Origin of the sequence: Pseudomonas abietaniphila (genome assembly GCF_900100795.1) — a bacterium.
Lineage (GTDB): Bacteria > Pseudomonadota > Gammaproteobacteria > Pseudomonadales > Pseudomonadaceae > Aquipseudomonas > Aquipseudomonas abietaniphila.
On sequence record NZ_FNCO01000001.1, the window covers coordinates 612225 to 629504 of the forward strand.

At 61.7% G+C, this 17280-nt stretch carries 18 protein-coding genes; 8 read left to right on the top strand and 10 right to left on the bottom strand.

All coding sequences use genetic code 11. From position 1 onward, the window contains the following. The first annotated feature begins 181 nt into the window (after positions 1 to 181). Entirely contained in the window at positions 182 to 1003 is an 822-nt protein-coding gene (locus BLS87_RS02505) for an alpha/beta fold hydrolase (protein WP_074749851.1), read from the top strand. 130 nt (positions 1004 to 1133) lie between these two features. On the opposite strand, the gene BLS87_RS02510 is transcribed toward BLS87_RS02505, so the two are convergent. The 4 genes from BLS87_RS02510 to BLS87_RS02525 are packed head-to-tail and all read right to left on the bottom strand — an operon-like array spanning position 1134 to position 5966. Next, positions 1134 to 2615: an efflux transporter outer membrane subunit gene (locus BLS87_RS02510; protein ID WP_074750247.1), complete on the bottom strand. Its 1482-nt coding sequence runs from the start codon at positions 2613 to 2615 to the stop codon at positions 1134 to 1136. 55 nt (positions 2616 to 2670) lie between these two features. Continuing rightward, entirely contained in the window at positions 2671 to 4284 is a 1614-nt protein-coding gene (locus tag BLS87_RS02515; RefSeq protein ID WP_074749853.1) for a DHA2 family efflux MFS transporter permease subunit, read from the bottom strand. Then, positions 4281 to 5417 carry an HlyD family secretion protein gene (locus BLS87_RS02520; RefSeq protein WP_074749855.1) on the bottom strand — a complete coding sequence of 379 codons (1137 nt, stop codon included), beginning with the start codon at positions 5415 to 5417 and terminating at the stop codon, positions 4281 to 4283. The genes BLS87_RS02515 and BLS87_RS02520 overlap by 4 nt, the downstream gene beginning before the upstream one ends. Before the next feature lie 6 nt (positions 5418 to 5423). Further along, complete coding sequence (locus BLS87_RS02525) at positions 5424 to 5966, bottom strand: winged helix-turn-helix transcriptional regulator (RefSeq protein ID WP_074749857.1); 543 nt, start codon at positions 5964 to 5966, stop codon at positions 5424 to 5426. A gap of 161 nt (positions 5967 to 6127) precedes the next feature. Here BLS87_RS02525 and BLS87_RS02530 point away from each other — a divergent pair, with 161 nt between their 5' ends. Next, positions 6128 to 6457, top strand: a complete 330-nt coding sequence (locus tag BLS87_RS02530; protein ID WP_074749859.1) for a thioredoxin family protein — start codon at positions 6128 to 6130, stop codon at positions 6455 to 6457. 159 nt (positions 6458 to 6616) lie between these two features. On the opposite strand, the gene BLS87_RS02535 is transcribed toward BLS87_RS02530, so the two are convergent. The 6 genes from BLS87_RS02535 to BLS87_RS02560 form a co-directional block, all read right to left on the bottom strand. After that, a complete protein-coding gene (locus BLS87_RS02535; protein ID WP_074749861.1) occupies positions 6617 to 7282 on the bottom strand; it encodes a response regulator transcription factor in 666 nt (221 codons plus the stop codon). Between the two features lie 31 nt (positions 7283 to 7313). After that, entirely contained in the window at positions 7314 to 7874 is a 561-nt protein-coding gene (locus BLS87_RS02540; protein WP_074749863.1) for a PQQ-dependent catabolism-associated CXXCW motif protein, read from the bottom strand. A 106-nt stretch (positions 7875 to 7980) separates the two neighbouring features. After that, on the bottom strand, positions 7981 to 8772 hold the full coding sequence (locus BLS87_RS02545) for an ABC transporter permease (RefSeq protein WP_074749865.1): 792 nt from the start codon (positions 8770 to 8772) through the stop codon (positions 7981 to 7983). Further along, the gene (locus BLS87_RS02550; protein ID WP_074749867.1) at positions 8769 to 9506 is read right to left on the bottom strand and encodes an ABC transporter ATP-binding protein; all 738 of its coding nucleotides are present in this window, start codon (positions 9504 to 9506) and stop codon (positions 8769 to 8771) included. Before BLS87_RS02550 ends, BLS87_RS02545 begins: the two co-directional genes overlap by 4 nt. Next, positions 9503 to 10462, bottom strand: a complete 960-nt coding sequence (locus BLS87_RS02555) for a YVTN family beta-propeller repeat protein (RefSeq protein ID WP_074749869.1) — start codon at positions 10460 to 10462, stop codon at positions 9503 to 9505. The genes BLS87_RS02550 and BLS87_RS02555 overlap by 4 nt, the downstream gene beginning before the upstream one ends. A gap of 60 nt (positions 10463 to 10522) precedes the next feature. Continuing rightward, positions 10523 to 11692 carry an ABC transporter substrate-binding protein gene (locus tag BLS87_RS02560; protein ID WP_074749871.1) on the bottom strand — a complete coding sequence of 390 codons (1170 nt, stop codon included), beginning with the start codon at positions 11690 to 11692 and terminating at the stop codon, positions 10523 to 10525. 180 nt (positions 11693 to 11872) lie between these two features. On the opposite strand from BLS87_RS02560, the gene pedF reads away from it, so the two are divergent. From pedF to pqqA, 6 genes are all read left to right on the top strand, one after another. Beyond that, a complete protein-coding gene (pedF, locus tag BLS87_RS02565; RefSeq protein ID WP_074749873.1) occupies positions 11873 to 12349 on the top strand; it encodes a cytochrome c-550 PedF in 477 nt (158 codons plus the stop codon). Positions 12350 to 12354: 5 nt separating this feature from the next. Beyond that, positions 12355 to 13242 (top strand): substrate-binding periplasmic protein, encoded by an 888-nt coding sequence (locus tag BLS87_RS02570; RefSeq protein ID WP_074749875.1) that lies wholly within the window; start codon positions 12355 to 12357, stop codon positions 13240 to 13242. 32 nt (positions 13243 to 13274) lie between these two features. Beyond that, positions 13275 to 14003: a quinoprotein dehydrogenase-associated SoxYZ-like carrier gene (locus BLS87_RS02575; RefSeq protein WP_074750249.1), complete on the top strand. Its 729-nt coding sequence runs from the start codon at positions 13275 to 13277 to the stop codon at positions 14001 to 14003. 14 nt (positions 14004 to 14017) lie between these two features. Next, the gene (locus BLS87_RS02580; protein ID WP_074749877.1) at positions 14018 to 14947 is read left to right on the top strand and encodes a quinoprotein relay system zinc metallohydrolase 1; all 930 of its coding nucleotides are present in this window, start codon (positions 14018 to 14020) and stop codon (positions 14945 to 14947) included. Positions 14948 to 15101: 154 nt separating this feature from the next. Further along, positions 15102 to 16877 carry a PQQ-dependent methanol/ethanol family dehydrogenase gene (locus BLS87_RS02585; protein ID WP_074749879.1) on the top strand — a complete coding sequence of 592 codons (1776 nt, stop codon included), beginning with the start codon at positions 15102 to 15104 and terminating at the stop codon, positions 16875 to 16877. A 265-nt stretch (positions 16878 to 17142) separates the two neighbouring features. Then, on the top strand, positions 17143 to 17214 hold the full coding sequence (gene pqqA / locus BLS87_RS02590; RefSeq protein WP_020289857.1) for a pyrroloquinoline quinone precursor peptide PqqA: 72 nt from the start codon (positions 17143 to 17145) through the stop codon (positions 17212 to 17214). The last annotated feature ends 66 nt before the right edge of the window (positions 17215 to 17280 follow it).

Here is a 17280-nt window from a genome sequence, read left to right on the forward strand (position 1 = left end):
AATTCATTCGCGAGAGGCCAGAACAGCCGAGACATAGTTGGCGTCTGCACCCGCATCGCGAATGAATTCGCTCCCCCAGGTCATCCGCACCAGGCTTGAAACAAGCACATAACTTCAAGTCACGTTCACAATCCCGGACTACGCTCAATCTTCCCTACACAGTTCCCGAGGATTGCGTCCCATGTCTATCTTGACCCTGAAAGACGGTACCGAGTTTTTTTACAAGGACTGGGGCACCGGCCAGCCAATCGTGTTCTCCCACGGCTGGCCACTGGACGGCGACGCCTGGGACGCACAGATGCTGTTCCTCGGTCAGAACGGTTACCGGGTCATTGCCCATGACCGTCGCGGCCATGGTCGTTCGGGGCAGACCTGGGACGGCAACGACATGGACACCTACGCCGATGACCTGGCGCAGCTGTTCGAAGCGCTGGACCTGAAAGACGCAATCATGATCGGCCACTCCACCGGTGGCGGCGAAGTCGCACGCTACATCGGTCGCCACGGCACCTCGCGTGTGGCCAAAGCCGTCCTGATCGGCGCTGTTCCACCGATCATGCTGAAAACCGCGGCCAACCCTGAAGGCCTGCCGATGGACGTGTTCGACGGCATCCGCGCCGGCTTCACCGCCGACCGCTCGCAATTCTTCAAAGACCTCGCGGTGCCGTTCTTCGGCTTCAACCGCGACGGCGCGAAAACCTCCCAGGGCGCGATCGATTCGTTCTGGTCGATCGGCATGCTCGGTAGCGTCAAAGGCGAGTTCGACTGCATCAAGGCGTTCTCCGAAACCGACTTCACCGAAGACCTGAAAAAGATCGACGTCCCGACCCTGATCCTGCACGGTGACGACGACCAGATCGTGCCGATCGTCGCGTCTGGCTACAAGAGCCACGAACTGGTGAAGGGCTCGACCCTGCATGTGGTGAAAGGCGGCGCTCACGGCATGTGCAATGTGCAGCCGGAAGAGATCAACAAGATCCTGTTGGAATTCATCAAGGGTTAATACGTTCCAGCCCTCGGCCGGCAGCGCAGGCGCTGCCGGCCTTTGGCAAATCGCGGGCAAGCGCACTCCCGAACCTTGTCGACGAGGGGCTGCGCAGCCGTCACACGTCTGCGCGCTCGGTTTACCGACCTTACCGTTTTGCCACGTTCTCTTTGCTCGCCTGCGGCCAGCCGCCTCCCAGTGCGCGGAAGGTGGAAACAGCCGCGCGCGCATCGTTGGCGTGCAGTTGCGCCAATTGATCCCGTGAGACCAATAGCTGGCGATCCTCATCAAGCACTTCCACGAGGCTGATCGCACCCCCTTTGTAGGCATCCTGCGCCGCGTCGCGGGCGGTTTGGTGGGCAGTGACTTCCTGATCGACTTCGACCCGCTGCTGTTCCAGCTCTACCAGCGTGACGATGGCGTTTTCGACGTCCTCGGTGGCTTTGAGCATCACTTGACGGTATTCGGCCAAGGCTTCGGCGTTGGCACCTTTGGCCTGTGCGACCTCGGCGTCCACGCGACCGAAATCGAACAGCCGCCAGTGCAGGCCGAGGATCGCTTGTGGCTGGAACGCTGACGACGTGAACAATTGGCCGCTGTGAGCGGTGTCGAACCCCAGCAACCCGGACAACGACACCTTCGGGTAGTACTCGGAAATGGCCGCACCGATCCGTGCGTTGGAGGCTGCGAGCTTACGTTCGGCGGCGATCACGTCGGGGCGACGGCGCAGCAGCTCGGCCGGGCCTTCGGAGTCGCTGATGGTGGGCACGCTGTACTGCTGCGGGCTGTTTTTGAGTGCCTGAGCGTAAGTGCCGGGCTGCGCACCCATCAACACATCCAGACGATTGAGCTGAGTCGCCAGCTCGGTGCGCAGCGGCGGGATCGTCGCCCGGGCCTGCAACACCAGCGCCTGGGCCTGGGCCTGTTCACGGTTGGTGGACAAGCCACTGCCCATGCGGTCTTTGATCAGATCAAGCAGGCCATTCTGAGTCTTGACCTGATCTTCGGCCACGGCCAACCGCTGCTGGGCACCACGAATACGGAAGTAGGCGTCGGCCGCTTCTGAAGCAACCGAAATCCGCACACCCACATGGTTTGCCTCGGCGGCCTGGGCTTCGTCTACCGCGGCTTCTTCGCCACGTTTCAAACCGCCTGCGAGGTCAGCTTCCCAGCTCGCGCCCACGCCAATGGTTTCCAGGGTCTGGTTACGGTCATAACCGGGAAAGGTGCTGCCCACCTGACCCTGCGAGCTCTCTGTGGACTGACGCTGACGGACCGCCTTGGCGTCCAGTGCACCTTGCGGCAGCCGGATGGCGCCTGCCTGTTGCGCGACGGCGCGCGCCTGCTCGACACGGGCGAAGGATTTTGCCAGGTCGAGGTTCTGATCCAGCACGCGCTGAATGATGCGCGTCAGTTCCGGGTCATTGAAGCCGGTCCACCAGGTGTCCAGCGCCGGGGCGGGGGTTTCGCCGACCCGCTGCTGCAACAGGGTCTGGTTCTGGTATGACGCGGTCAGGGTGTTTTCCGGTTGTGTGTAATCCGGACCCACGGTGCAGCCGGCGACGGCGATAAACAGGGCGCTCAGGGCAAAAAGGCCGGTGCGTTTGAAACGAGACGCCAGAGTGTTCATGGGGCTGTCCTCGAAACGTGATGCGAAAAGTGGGAAGGGGCTGTTCATGGCGGTCTCAATGAGCATCGGCGGAGGGCGCGGCCGGTGGAGCGACTTTGCGCATCAGCGGCACCATGGCCACGGCAATGATGAAACAGACCATGATCGCCAGAAACGCATCGGCGTAGGTCTGCGTCTGGGCCTCGCGGTACGTCAGCAGCCAGAGCTGATGCAGCGCGGAGTTACTGGCGTCGGCGGTGTTCTGTCCCAAACCTGCGAAGTTGCCGGCGACGGTGGACAGCCAGTTGTTCATGGCCTCGTTGGTGGTGTTCAGGTGCTCGGCCAAATGGGTGAAATGCAGGTTGGTGCGGTCGTTGAGGATCGTGGCACAGGCCGCGATGCCGATAGCGCCGCCCAGGTTTCGCATCAGATTAAACAGCCCGGACGCCTGCTTCAGGCGCGACGGGTGCAGACCGCCCAGGGTCAAGGTCACGGTCGGCGGTACGGCCATCTGCTGGGCAAATCCACGAATGGCTTGCGGGAGGAGCAGTTCGTGTCCACCCCAGTCATGGGTGATGGGCGAGAAGTCCCACATCGAAAGCGCAAACAGTGACAGGCCGAACATCATGATCCAGCGCAGATCGACGCGGTTGGCGAGGAAGCCATAGACCGGAATGGCCGCCAACTGGAACACGCCGGTGGAGAAGATGGCTTCGCCAATGTCCAGCGCGCTGTAGCCACGCACGCGGCCAAGAAACAGCGGCGTCAGGTAAATCGTGGCGAACAGGCCGATACCGGTGACAAACGAGAAGAAACAACCGAGGGCGAAGTTGCGGTCTTTCAGGGCGCGCAGGTCGACGACCGGATTATTCACCATCAACGTGCGACTGATGAACGCAATCGCCGACAGACCGGAAATCCAGGCAGTGGTGAGGATGGTTTGATCGCTGAACCAGTTCCAGCGCGGGCCTTCTTCAAGGGTGTATTCCAGGCAGCCCAGAAACAGCGCTAGAAAGACCATGCTGATGTAATCGGCACCCTTGAGCAGCTTCAGGTCCGCCGAATCGATGTTCACCAGAATCGGCACCGCGATGGCAACGAAGATGCCGGGCACCAGATTGATGTAGAACAACCAGTGCCACGATGACACGTCCGTGATCCAGCCGCCGATGACCGGGCCAAGGGTCGGCGCCAACGAAGCAATGGCGCCAATGGTGGACGCCGCGATGACGCGCTGCTTGCCGGTGAAGAACATGAACGCCGAGGTGAACACCATCGGGATCATCGAACCGCCGAGGAAGCCCTGCAGCGCACGAAACGCAATCATGCTCTGGATATTCCAGGCCAGACCGCACAACAGGCTGGCGAGGGTAAAGCCGACGGCCGAGGCGCAGAACAGCCAGCGAGTGGAGAACACCCGGGCAAGCCAGCCGGAGAGCGGGATGACCACGATTTCGGCGATCAGGTAGCTGGTCTGCACCCAAGCGGTTTCATCGGACCCCGCCGACAAGCCACCGCCAATGTCACGCAGCGAGGCGGAGACGATCTGGATGTCCAGCAACGCAATGAACATCCCCAGGCACATGCTGGCGAACGCGAAGACCTTGGCCGCGGTGGCCATCGACGCGGCGTCTACCGGGCCTTTGGGTTTTGCAGCCGGTGCACTGGCATTGGCGGTTGCGGCGCTCATGGGGCTTTGTTCCCGTCAGCGGCGCTGGCGACGTGTTCGTTTTGAGCATCGGCCTGGGTGTCGACTTCGGCGATCACCGACAGACCAGGGCGCAGTTTGCCGAGTTTGCCGTCTTCGCCATCCAGATAAACCCTTACAGGAACCCGCTGAACGATTTTGGTGAAGTTGCCGGTGGCGTTCTCCGGCGGCAGCACGCTGAATTGCGAACCGGTGGCGGGGGCGAGGCTGTCCAGATGACCGTGGAACACCTGACCGGGCAACACATCGGCTTCAATGGTGACTGCCTGGCCAGGGTGCATGTGGGTCAGTTGGTCTTCCTTGAAGTTGGCGTCGACCCACAAACCGGTGGCCGGTACGACAGCGAGCAGCTGAGTGCCGGCGGCGGCATACGCGCCGACCCGTGCCCGGCGGTTGCCGATCACGCCGTCGACCGGAGCACGCAGCTCGGTGTAACCGACGTTCAGGCGTGCCATGTCACGTTCGGCCCTGGCCTGCTCAAGGGCTGCGCGGGCTTGTTGTTTCTGAGTGGCAATCACGTCCAGTTGGCGTTGCGAGGCGAGCATTGACGCCTGCGCTTTTGCGCCGTTTGCCTGAGCTGTCTTATAGGTGGCGTCGGCGCGCTGAAAGCTTTCCACTGACACGGCCGAGCGACCGGACAAGACCTGGTAACGAACCTGATCGTCCCGCGAACGCACGGTTTCGGCATTGGCGGCATCGATGCCGGCCTTCGCCTGGCTGACGACGGCGTGTTGTAACTGTTCGGTGGCGTCGAGGTTGGCCAGCAAGGCTTGTTGCGCAGCGACTGCGCCTTCGGCCTTGTTGAGGGCCGCCACGTAATCACGGTCGTCAATTTTCACCAGCAGGTCGCCAGCGTGTACGAACTGATTGTCGACCACTTTGAGTTCAGTGATGTAACCAGGGACCTTCGGACCAATCACCGTCACGTCGCCGCCGACATAGGCGTCGTCGGTGGATTCGAGGAAGCGCCCGACGGTCCACCAGTGAATACCGAACAGGACCGCGCCGACCAGGATGGCAGCCGCGAGTAACAACAGGATAAGACGCTTGCCCCGAGCGGGTTTGGGCGGCGCGTCGGCGACGGCCGGCTCGGTGACGATGTGTGGGTTGTTCATCGCGGTTTACCTGTGGGTCTGCAGTGGGGTGGAAGGAGGGAGCGAGTCGCGGTAGGCGGTGCGGCGGGCGCGACCGGCCTCCAGGCGCCAGGCGGAAAGGCTGTCGGACGGGCCTTTGTAGCGAAGGCTGTGGTCCTGCATGTTGATGCGCTTGCCGGTGTTGCCATCGGTCAGCACCAGATCAACGGGCTGGCCGCTGGTCTCGTCCACCAGTTCGATGTTCGAGCCGTTGGGTGAGAAGTGCCGCGCGCCCCATTTCATAAGGGTCAGCACGACAGGGCGAAAATCACGACCGCTGTCGGTGAGCACGTAGTCGTAGCGCGGCGGCTTGTCGGTGTAGGCGCGGCGTTCGACCAGGCCAGACTCGATCAGCCCGTTGAGGCGACGGGTCAGGGTGCTGGCCGCGATCCCCAGGCTCTTCTCGAATTCGTCGAAACGGCTCAGTCCGTAGGACATGTCGCGCAGGATCAAAATGTTCCACCAATCGCCCACGTGTTCGAGGCTGTGGGCGATCGGACAAGGCATGTCGGCGAAGCTTTTCTTTTGCATGACCAGGCCTCCAACGCATCGTTTGCGTGAAAATGATGGGCGTAATCTAATCTTGTGGCTTTCATTATGCAAGTAACTATTTCTATGGGAGTGACGGCCGGTGTTTTGCGTCCGGTTTCAGCAGGCCGCTACACTGGCGGGATCGTGATGGGAGTGAACACATGACTACCGAGCCTTACGTGGCCCAAACGTTGAGCCGAGCGGACGTTGATGCACTGCGCGGCGTCAGCGTCATCGAGTTCGGCACCAACTGGTGCGGTCACTGCAATGCCGCGCAGCCGTTGATAGAGGAAGTGATCGCCGAGTACCCGCAGGTGCGCCGCCTCAAAATCGAGGACGGCAGCGGACGCCGGCTGGGGCGTTCTTTCGGGGTGAAGTTATGGCCGACGCTGGTGTTTATGCGCGACGGCGAAGAGGTGGCCCGGTTGGTGCGACCGACCAAGGTCAGTTATATCGAGGAGGCATTCGAGGTGTTGGTGCAGCAGGGGTAATCGCCCTGGGTATTTTCGGTGTGGGTGAGAACCTTGTGGCAGCGAATTCATTCGCGAGAGGCTCGCACAGCCGACAGAGCGGTGTCTGTCGGCTGTGCTGAATCGCGAATGAATTCGCTCCCGCAGCAACCCTCGCACCGCAGGCGTTGAAGCGATCCGCTACCTGCGCAAATACGCCGCAAAATCGATGTCGCCCGCACTCAGGATCGCCTGCACCCGGTTATGCACGTTGAGTTTGCGCAAGATCGCCGAGACGTGCGCCTTCACCGTGGTTTCCGCAATGGTCAGGCTGTAGGCGATTTGTTTGTTGGAGTCGCCCTTGGTCATGCGCTCCAGCACCAGCAATTGCTTGCGGGTAAGCGCCTGAAGCAGTTCGGGCGGGAAGTGGGGCGCTTCATTGCCGCTGCGCCGTGTCGTGCTTTTCTGGCTGCGGATGATGTCTGACGGCAGGTACACATTGCCATTGAGAATCTGCTCGATGGCGTCGGTCATCTGCTTGCGGGGCGAAGACTTGGTGATAAAGCCCACCGCGCCATAGGTGATTGCCTGCAGCACCACCTGTTTGTCCTGTTCGGCAGACACGATCACCACGGGAATGGTCGGCGCTTCGTTGCGCAGGTTGATCAGGCCATTGAGGCCGTGCATGCCCGGCATGTTCAGGTCCAGCAGAATCAAATCCAGATCGTCATGCTCCCGGGTCAGGGCCAGCGCGCTGTCCAGGTCTTCGGTTTCCATGACTTCACTGCCGGGAAAACCATCGCTGATGACGTTGTGAATGGCTTCCCGAAACAGCGGGTGATCGTCGGCAATCAGGATCTTGTACATGGTGTTTCACCTTTTTTATTGTCGATGCCGTTTAGCGCAAAGGTTCGGGTTGTGCCGGTTCCACGGGCAGTCCGGCGGCCTGCCAGGCGTCCAGGCCATCGCGATACCAATACAGATGACTGTAGCCCAAGGCGCTGGCGCGTTTTATCGCGTTCCAGCTCAGCCAGCAATCGGCGCGGCAGTAGAACACCAAGGGCGTGTCCTGATGACCATCGGTCAGCGCGCGCAGGTTGAGGGTCAGGTATTCCATCCAGCGCGGGGCCAGTTCGCCGTCGCCGGTGTTGGCCAGCCAGTGACTGCCGGGGAGGTTGGCGTGGGGTTCGTCTTCAATGAAACGCCCTTGCAGCCATTGCCGGCGGTAAACGTCGATCAGGACAGGTTTGGGGCGTTGGCTGAGCATCGCCTGAAGTTGTGCTGTGTCGACGATCTGCGCACCGTCTACCTGTTCAGGCGTCGGGCTACGATACAGCGTGATGCGGTAACCGTCGGCGTTGAACAGCGGCGCGGCCGCATCAGCGGTTGCCGCCTGAACCGTCGGGCTTGAACCCAAGGCCAGCGCAAGCAGGCAGGCGAATGACAAGGCACGGGGCATGGCGAGAATTCCTTTCTTCTTATGAACTGCATTACAAGCCACTCCCGCTGCTTTGTGAATGCGACCATAGAAAGGAAAACCAGTACTAAAGTCGTAATTTCGTCGTTCAGCCCGGTTTGCGCACCGCCGCATGCTGCGGGTTGAAGGTCAGTACGGCGAGCCAGGCAAACAGCACGGTCAATACCAGGCAGACCGCCAATGCCAGCGGGTTCAGCCGTTCGTACAGTGCATAACGCACCAGCTCCACCGCATGGCTGAACGGATTGACCGCGCACAGCCCGTACAGCCACTCGCTGGCCTCGCGCATCTTCCACAGTGGGTACAACGCCGAAGACATGAAAAACAGCGGGAAGATCACGAAGTTCATCACCCCGGCGAAGTTCTCCAGTTGGCGAATGGCGTTGGACAGCAGCAAACCCAGGGCGCTGAGCATCAACGCGACCAACAGCAAGGCCGGCAATGCAACGAGCAGCCCCGCCGCGGGTGGCTGCACGCCATACACCCACGCCACGGCCAGAAACGCATACACCTGCAACAGCGAGATCAGCGAAGTCGCCAGCAGTTTGCTCACCAGCAGGAATGTGCGGGGCAGGGGGCTGGTCAGCAGCACGCGCATGCTGCCCATCTCACGGTCATAGACCATCGACAGGGAACCCTGCATGCCGTTGAACAGCAGGATCATGCAGGCCAGGCCCGGGATGATGTACACCTCATACGGAATGTAGGTGTCATACGGTTCGATGATCGCGATGCCCAGTGCCGCGCGGAAACCGGCGGCGAACACCAGCAGCCACAGCAACGGCCGCACCAGTGCGCTGAGGAACCGTGTGCGTTGCAGTACGAATCGCAGCCATTCACGCAGGACGATCCCGCTGAAACAATGCCAATAAGCGCTCATCGTGGGGACGCTCCCGCGGAGGTGGTCAAGCGATTGAAGGCCGTGTCCAGACCGCCCCCGTGTTCGGCGCTGACCTCACGGGCCTGGCCGCTGGCAACCAGGCGGCCCTGATGCAGAATCAGAAGGTCGTCGTCGCTGTGGACTTCGTCGAGCAAATGGGTGGTCCAGAGCACGCTGATACCCTGTTCGCGGCACAGGCTGCGCACATGCTGGTTCAGCGCCAGACGACTCCCCGGGTCCAGGCCCACGCTGGCTTCGTCCAGCAGCAGAAGGCGTGGTTGATGCAGCAACGCTCTCGCGATTTCCACCCGGCGTCGGTGGCCGCCATTGAGCTCGCGGACCCGCTCGCGACGGCGCTCGCTCAACCCCTGACGTGCCAGCTCCTGTTCAACCCGTTCGTTGACCTCACGCCGGGCCAGGCCATGCAGCGCGGCGTGATACCGCAGGTTCTGTTCAACGCTCAAGTCCAGATCCAGCGTGCTTTGCTGAAACACCACGCCCAGTTGCTTCAGGGCTGGACGAGGTGACTGACGCAGCGAAAACTCGCCTATACGGATCTCGCCTTTTTGCACGTCGTAGAGACGGGTCAACAGCGCGATCAAGGTGGATTTTCCCGCGCCGTTCGGGCCCAGCAAGGCGGCGAAGCGACCGGGCGCCAGGCTGAACGAAACCTGCCGCAATGCCTCGCGCGGGCCGTAGGAAAAGCTCAATTGATCGACGTGCAACGCGCTCATGGCGCCACCACCACACCCCACGGATAACGCCCGACCTTGACCGACTTGAGCACCTTGAGGCTGGTCACGTCGATCACCGAAACGTCGCCGCTGACACCGTTGGTTGCCAACAGCTGTTTCTGATCCGGGGTGAAGGACAACTGCCACACCCGTCGCCCCACCAGCAGGTAGTCGATGACGTCCAGGGTTTTTGCATCGATCACCGCGACATGGTTCGCTGGCCCCAGGGCGACAAATGCGTATTTGCCGTCATCGCTGATCTTGATGCCCACCGGCTGCACCTTGTCCGGGTGCACGCCCTTGATCTCGAATTTCAGGGTCTTGAGGATCTTGCGGCTGGCAACGTCGATCACGCTCACCGTGCCGCCAATCTCTGCCGACGACCACAGCTGCGAGCCGTCCTTGTTGAACTCGACGAAGCGCGGGCGTTGATCGACCAGCGTGTTATCCGCCAGTGTCTGGGTCGACGTGTCGATCCAGTGCAGCATGTTGGTGGTTTCACTGGTGTTGACCGCCCACTTGCCATCGGGGCTCACCGCCATGCCTTCGGGTTCGACGCCGACGTCCACCTGTGCCAGCACCTTCGAGGTTTCGGTGTCGATGACCGTCACCAGCGAGTCGTCTTCGTTGGAGACGTACAGCCAACGGTTGTTGGGGTGCAGGGCGAATTGCTCGGGGTCCTTGCCGGAGGGCAGTTCCTTGATGATCATGTGCGTGGCGACGTCCATCACCTGCACGCGGTCCGAGTCGCTTGCGCAGATGTACAGCAGCTTGTTGTCGTGGGACAGCAGCAGGCCGCGCGGTCGCATCCCGACGGGCAAGGTCTGGGTCACCTGCAAGGTGTCCATGTCGATCAGGCTGAGGGTATTGTCCTTCTCGTTGGAGACGAACGCGGTGGCGGCCAGGCTTGGCCCCGCAGCGATCAACAGGGCAGTGGCTATCAGGGTGCGGCGCATGGTGCGGTCCTTGTTGTTGGAATTGTCTGGCGTGGGTCGTTGCTTAAAAGCGTCAGGCGCTCAAAAGGTGCAGGCCACCTCGGGCTTGTCATAGCCGAGGCTGTCGAGTTCGGTGCCGGGGTGCAGAAAGCCGTCCTGCGGCGAGGTGGTGACCAACGCGCGGGGCTGGACAACCGGAATCGGTTGGCGGAGCTGGCCGTTCCATGACCGATAGCTGAGCTTGCTGCCTTTGAAGCCGTCCAGCGGCAGGTTGTCGCCCAGCTCCAGTTCACGAATCTGCATTGCATCGGTGCCTCGCAGCCGGGTGACGGCACTGGCGATGCTGCGCACCGCCATCCATGCGGCAAAATCCCGGTCGTTCATCCAGCGCCCGGCAGTGGCTTCGAAGCGTTTTTGCAGTTGCGCGGCCCCGTAGGTTTCCACGGTCTTGTGCCAGCCGATCGGGGTCAGGCCCTGCGTGCCCGCCACCGGGCGCGGGTACCAGGTCTGGTAAGGCACGTATTCGCCAAAGTCCCCGCGCTCGTCCGACACCAGCACCACGTCGTACTCGGCGGTTTGGGTAAACAGCGGCATGTCGGCCTGAGCGCTGCGTCGCTGATCGTTATCGAAGGTGAAGGCCTTCTCGGCGACGATGGTGTGACCGAAGCGTTTGGCCGCGCGGCGCAAGGCATTGGCATAGGCCTTATCGTCGGGGGTCTGGCCGACGATCAACAGCCAGCGTGTCCAGCGCCGAACAGTGAGAAATTGCGCGAGTGCATCGGCCAGCATCGCGCGGCTGGGCAGTGTGTGCAGCACGTTGTGCAGGCAGGCGGTGCTGCGCAGGCTGTCGTCGGGACTGCCCGCGTTGAACAGCAGGCTGTCCGGCATCGCGGCGCTGAGCTGACGCAACGTTTCAACCGGCGCGTTGACCACGAACAGGCGCAAACCCTGTTCATGTTGCGCACTGGCTTGCTCAAGCAGCGCGTGAGTGCTGTTCGCACTGGCATTCGTCAGGCTGTAGCGGTGGTTGAGAAAACGCCCGGTGCTGTTGCTGTCGACGATGGCCAGTTCTGCGCCGCGAAGCCCTGCGTCTGTGGGTTCGGGAATGACGTTGGACAGAATCGGGCCGGTGTCCGGGATATACGCCAGATAGCCGATGCGCACCTGCACAGGGTCTTCGGCCGCTATCGCCAGCAACGACCATGCGACGAGGGCAAGGCAAAGCAATGGGTGAAACACCAGTTGGCGCATAGAGCACTCCCGACAGACAGGGCCAGCATAGAAATGCCTGTCCGGTGGGGAAATATGCAGATGGTACGGGTCTGCCAGTACCAAGGTAGTAAGGCGCGGCCACCAAAGCAGCATTCGGGCGCGCAGACGCCGTTCCTAAGATGACGACAGGCCTTTGCATGCACTTCTGAGGACATAACAATGACAACAAAAAACCTGATCCCGGCTGAGACCGAGTCCCGAATCCAAAAATGCACGTTGCTGGTGGGCGCATTGATGCTCTGCGGTCTGCTCGCCAGCAACCTGGCTCAGGCCCACGGTGATGTAGTGCCCCATGCCGTTGCCACTGATGGCCTGGAACAGCTGGGGCCTGAGTGGCGTGCTGAAAACCCGTATCGTGAATCCAAAGATCACGACAAGGCACTGGAAATCGGCAAGTCGGCCTACACCCAGAACTGTGCCGCCTGCCATGGGCTGGAAGCCATTTCCGGAGGCATCGCGCCGGACCTGCGGCACCTGGACGTCGGCAGTGCGGGCGATGAGTGGTTTGTCGAGCGGGTTCGTAACGGCGCGGTGCGCGACGGTCGTGTGTACATGCCCAAGATGGCCGACTACCTGAGTCAGGAGGCCCTGTGGGCTGTTCGCACCTATCTGGACAGTGTTCATAACGAGGAATGATCGGTATGCGCGCCTTCGCCGTACTGCTGAGCCCCGTCTTCTGTTGCCTGGCATTGATGTTCCAGCCCGTCCACGCGCAGATTCGCACCTACGACAGCATCATCGCGGCCGGGGTGATCAAGGTGGCGGTGTACCAGGATTTTCCACCCTACAGCTTTCAGGTGGACGGGCAGCCCCGTGGCGTCGATGCCGACCTGGCGACGGCGCTGGCTAAAGCGTTGGGCGTGCGGCTGGAGTTGATGTGGGCGCCGCCCGGCGAAAAGCTCGACGACGACCTGCGCGACTTGATCTGGCGCGGCAGCCCGTTGCGCGGTCAGCAACTGGCCGACCTGATGATGCGCGTGCCCTACGACAAGGGTTACTCGCAGAAGCGCAACGACGTCGGCGAACTGGAAAACGACCACGTCGTGATGTTCGCGCCCTATCAGACAGAGCGCTGGCAGGTCGCATTCGACCGCAAGCGGCTGGACGCGGTGCCCAGCGTTGCGGTGTTTGCCGAGCATCCGATCGGGGTCGAGATCGACAGTGTGCCGTCGTTCTACCTGACGTCGATCTTCAATGCCCAGTTTGCAGGCAGCACCCACCATTTCCCGTCGGTGCAGGAGGCTTTCGTTGCCATGCACGACGGCAAAGTCGACGCGGTCATGGCCATGCGCGGCGAGGTGGACTGGCAACTGCATCAGGCCCATGACCCGCAATGGTCGCTGGCCGAAAACGCTTACCCGAGCATGGGACGGCAAACCTGGGAGATCGGCATGGCGGTGCATGAGAGCAACCGCCAGTTGGCCTACGCCATCGAAGAGGCGCTCGAGACGTTGATTCGTGAAGGCGAGGTGCAGCGCATCTACGCCGCTTACGGCATGCGTTACGACGTGCCGGAGATGTATCCGTGAACCGTGTCCGGGGCAGGGCGGTCGGGTTTGCCTTGCTGCTTTTTCTGCAAGGTGTGGCCCACGCCGATCCTGGCAAAGACCCGGTTACGTCGGTGATGTGGGGCTACTACCAGCAGAAGTTCCTCAAGGATCAGCCCTACGTCTTCGACGACAAGGTGCTGTTGCGCGCACCGCCGTTTGCCGAAGACGCCCGGCAAGTTCCGATCGAGATCGATGCGCGGGCGTACACCGGGGAGGTGGTACGGATTCTGGCGTGGGCCGAGCTCAATCCCTTGCCGCAGATCGTCGATTTTCAACCGGTCGAGCGGGTGCTGCCTTGGCTGTCGATCCGTATCCGGATCGAGCAGGCCACGCCCTTGCGTGCCGCCGTGCTGACCCGCGACGGCGTCTGGCACATCGGTTCGACCACTATCGACGCGGCGGGCGGAGGGTGCACCGCGCCCAGCGTCGTGCGCACACAGCCTGGTTGGGAGGAGCATATCGGCGAGGTGATGGGAGGGCGTTATCCACGCTCAGGCTTCAGCCGTTTGCGGGTGACAATCTCCCATCCGATGGACAACGGCATGGTCAGCGGCATCCCTGAGTTCTATCTGAATCAGGCGCAACTCAAAGACACCCACGGCAAGCTGCTGGCGACGCTGGAACTGTTTCCCGCCGTGAGTGAGAACCCGACGCTGGGGTTCGACATTGAGGGTGACGGCGAGACGCAATTGTCGTTGCGCGATATCAGCGGCAACCTGTTCAGCGCGGCTGTGAAATGAACCGGAGTGCCGCCATGCGCCTTATTGGGTGCTTGCTGTTCTGCGTCAGTGCGCTGGCACACGCTGAGCTGGAGTATCGCCTGCAACCCCGGCAGATCGCTGAAGATACCTACTTGCTGGAAGGCACGACCGAAAACTTCGATAAACGTAACGGCGGCAACATCGTTAACACTGGCTTCATTGTCACCGGCGGCGGTGTGGTGGTCATCGACACCGGACCGTCACGTCGCTATGGCGAGGCCCTGCGCAAGGCCATAGGCTCGGTGACGGACAAGCCGGTGATTCAGGTGCTGCTGACGCATCATCATCCCGATCACGTGCTGGGCAACCAGGCATTCGCCGATGTGCCGATCGGTGCGTTGGCCGGTACCACCGAATTGATGCGCACGCAGGGCGATGCCCTGACGGAAAACATGTACCGGATGGTCGGTGACTGGATGCGCGGCACTGAAACGCGTTTGCCGACGCAGGTGTTGGTGCCGGGCACACTGGCGTTCGGCGGCCACCGCTTGCGCCTGTTGGCGCTCTCCGGGCATACGGGCGCCGACCTCGCCATCTTTGATGAAAACACGGGCGTGTTGTTCGCGGGCGATATCGTCTTTTACCAGCGCGCCTTGACGACCCCGAACAGCCCGGGTCTACAGGTGTGGCTGAACGACCTGGATACCCTGCAGGCGCTGCCGTGGAAACGGTTGGTCCCCGGCCATGGGCCCGTGGCGACGGACGCCCGGCCTCTGCAGCAGATGCGTGACTACCTGGGTTGGCTTGACGGGCTGTTGAGGGACGGGGCGGCCCAGGGCGCCGACATGGCAGAGCTGATCAGAACGCCTGTTCCTGAGCGTTTCGCGGCCATCAGCCTGACCCGGTACGAACTGATTCGCAGCGTCAGCCATCTGTATCCGACGTACGAGCGGGCGCAGATGGTCAGGGTCGATACTCGCTGACGCGCGTTCGCCGGGTGCTGGCCCACCTACCAAAGAACTAGAAACCTCCACACTGCGGTCAATTGCTGGCAGGGGCCTCACCGCCAACAATCGACTTGTTCGGGAAACTGTCCCGAAAGGAAGAAAACAACAATAAACCGTAGAGGCAGCCGTCATGATTCAACCCGCACGTCGCCATTCTTTCGCACTGGGCCTGCTGGTCAGCGCCATGCTGTCGTCCGGCAGCCTTCTGGCCGCCGTGACCGACGAAGAAATCCTCCAGGACCCCAAGAACCCCAATCAGATCGTCACCAACGGCCTGGGCGTGCAGGGCCAGCGCTTCAGCCCGCTGGACATCATCAACACCGACAACGTCAAGGACCTTCGACCCGTCTGGGCCTTCTCGTTTGGTGGTGAAAAACAGCGCGGACAGCAGGCGCAACCCATGGTCAAGGACGGGGTCATGTACCTCACCGGCTCCTATTCTCGGGTGTTCGCGGTGGACGCGCACACCGGCAAGAAGCTCTGGCAATACGACGCGCGCCTGCCTGACGACATCCGTCCGTGCTGCGACGTGATCAACCGGGGCGTGGCGCTGTACGGCGACCTGGTGTACTTCGGCACCCTCGACGCCAAGTTGGTCGCGCTCAACAAAGACACCGGTAAAGTGGTGTGGAGCAAGCAGGTGGCTGACCACAAGGCCGGTTACTCCATCAGCGCCGCGCCCATGATCGTCAACGGCAAGTTGATCACAGGCGTTGCGGGCGGCGAGTTTGGCGTGGTCGGCAAGGTCGAGGCCTACGATCCGAAAAACGGTACGTTGCTGTGGTCGCGTCCAACCGTCGAGGGCAATATGGGTTACGTCTACAAAGACGGTCAGGCCATTGAAAACGGTATCTCCGGTGGCGAGGCGAACAAGACCTGGCCGGGCGACCTGTGGAAGACCGGCGGGGCTGCGCCGTGGCTTGGCGGCTATTACGACCCGAGCAACAACCAGATCCTGATTGGCACCGGCAACCCGTCGCCGTGGAACTCGCACATGCGGCCGGGCGATAACCTGTATTCCTCTTCTCGGCTGTCGTTGAACCCTGATGACGGCACCATCAAATGGCATTTCCAGAGCACGCCCCACGATGGCTGGGATTACGACGGCGTGAACGAACTGATCTCCTTCGACTATCAGGAAAACGGCAAGACCGTTCAGGCTGCGGCGACGGCCGACCGCAACGGCTTTTTTTACGTGCTCAATCGCAAGGACGGCAAATTCATTCGCGGTTTCCCGTTCGCCGACAAGATCACCTGGGCCAGCGGCCTGGACAAGGACGGTCGGCCAAACTATATCGACGCCAGCCGCCCCGGCGCGCCAGACGGCGAAGCCAAGGGTTCGTCGGCGTTCGTGGCGCCGGCCTTCCTCGGCGCGAAAAACTGGATGCCCATGGCCTACAGCCCTGACACCGGCCTGTTCTACGTGCCGGGCAACGAGTGGGGCATGGACATCTGGAACGAGGGTATCGCCTACAAGAAAGGCGCCGCGTTCCTGGGCGCGGGCTTCACCATCAAGCCTCTGAACGAGGATTACATCGGCGTGCTGCGCGCTATCGACCCGAAAACCGGCAAGGAAGTCTGGCGTCACAAGAACTATGCGCCGCTGTGGGGCGGGGTGCTGGCAACCAAAGGCAATTTGGTGTTCACCGGCACGCCGGAAGGCTTCCTGCAGGCGTTCAACGCCAAAACCGGCGACAAGGTCTGGGAGTTCCAGACCGGTTCAGGCGTACTGGGCTCACCGATCACCTGGGAGATGGACGGCGAACAGTACGTGTCCGTGCTGTCCGGCTGGGGCGGCGCGGTGCCGCTGTGGGGTGGCGAGGTGGCCAAGCGGGTGAAGGACTTCAACCAGGGCGGCATGCTCTGGACCTTCAAGCTGCCCAAAGATCTGGTGACCAAGCGCTGATACGGCCAATGTGATCGTCCCTCGTTGCGGATGTGGACGGTCCATCTGAGGGAGTGAAGATCGTTCCCACGCTCCGCGTGGGAATGCATCCCTCGACGCTCCGCGTCGGCTTTGCGTGGACGCAGAGCGTACGGGGCGGCATCCCCACGCAGAGCGTGGGGACGATCAGATCAGTCCCAAAGTACTATTCGCCAGGCAACGGCTCCGTGCCCTAATGAAGGGCCGGACCATCCGGCACTACCCTGAACGACACGAGGAAAGGCCCATGTGGAAAAAACCAGCGTTCACCGATTTGCGTATCGGTTTTGAAGTGACCATGTACTTCGCCAGCCGTTGATCGGCATGCCCGGTCAATGAACGTTGACCGGGTCTTCTCTCCTGCACGAAGACCCTCGCCATGAGC

What these genes read in the sequence shown, in the direction of transcription:
- BLS87_RS02505 (WP_074749851.1), top strand. Translation starts at nt 182, where the DNA reads ATGTCTATCTTGACCCTGAAAGACGGTACCGAGTTTTTTTACAAGGAC.
- BLS87_RS02510 (WP_074750247.1), bottom strand. Translation starts at nt 2,615, where the DNA reads ATGAACACTCTGGCGTCTCGTTTCAAACGCACCGGCCTTTTTGCCCTG.
- BLS87_RS02515 (WP_074749853.1), bottom strand. Translation starts at nt 4,284, where the DNA reads ATGAGCGCCGCAACCGCCAATGCCAGTGCACCGGCTGCAAAACCCAAA.
- BLS87_RS02520 (WP_074749855.1), bottom strand. Translation starts at nt 5,417, where the DNA reads ATGAACAACCCACACATCGTCACCGAGCCGGCCGTCGCCGACGCGCCG.
- BLS87_RS02525 (WP_074749857.1), bottom strand. Translation starts at nt 5,966, where the DNA reads ATGCAAAAGAAAAGCTTCGCCGACATGCCTTGTCCGATCGCCCACAGC.
- BLS87_RS02530 (WP_074749859.1), top strand. Translation starts at nt 6,128, where the DNA reads ATGACTACCGAGCCTTACGTGGCCCAAACGTTGAGCCGAGCGGACGTT.
- BLS87_RS02535 (WP_074749861.1), bottom strand. Translation starts at nt 7,282, where the DNA reads ATGTACAAGATCCTGATTGCCGACGATCACCCGCTGTTTCGGGAAGCC.
- BLS87_RS02540 (WP_074749863.1), bottom strand. Translation starts at nt 7,874, where the DNA reads ATGCCCCGTGCCTTGTCATTCGCCTGCCTGCTTGCGCTGGCCTTGGGT.
- BLS87_RS02545 (WP_074749865.1), bottom strand. Translation starts at nt 8,772, where the DNA reads ATGAGCGCTTATTGGCATTGTTTCAGCGGGATCGTCCTGCGTGAATGG.
- BLS87_RS02550 (WP_074749867.1), bottom strand. Translation starts at nt 9,506, where the DNA reads ATGAGCGCGTTGCACGTCGATCAATTGAGCTTTTCCTACGGCCCGCGC.
- BLS87_RS02555 (WP_074749869.1), bottom strand. Translation starts at nt 10,462, where the DNA reads ATGCGCCGCACCCTGATAGCCACTGCCCTGTTGATCGCTGCGGGGCCA.
- BLS87_RS02560 (WP_074749871.1), bottom strand. Translation starts at nt 11,692, where the DNA reads ATGCGCCAACTGGTGTTTCACCCATTGCTTTGCCTTGCCCTCGTCGCA.
- pedF (WP_074749873.1), top strand. Translation starts at nt 11,873, where the DNA reads ATGACAACAAAAAACCTGATCCCGGCTGAGACCGAGTCCCGAATCCAA.
- BLS87_RS02570 (WP_074749875.1), top strand. Translation starts at nt 12,355, where the DNA reads ATGCGCGCCTTCGCCGTACTGCTGAGCCCCGTCTTCTGTTGCCTGGCA.
- BLS87_RS02580 (WP_074749877.1), top strand. Translation starts at nt 14,018, where the DNA reads ATGCGCCTTATTGGGTGCTTGCTGTTCTGCGTCAGTGCGCTGGCACAC.
- BLS87_RS02585 (WP_074749879.1), top strand. Translation starts at nt 15,102, where the DNA reads ATGATTCAACCCGCACGTCGCCATTCTTTCGCACTGGGCCTGCTGGTC.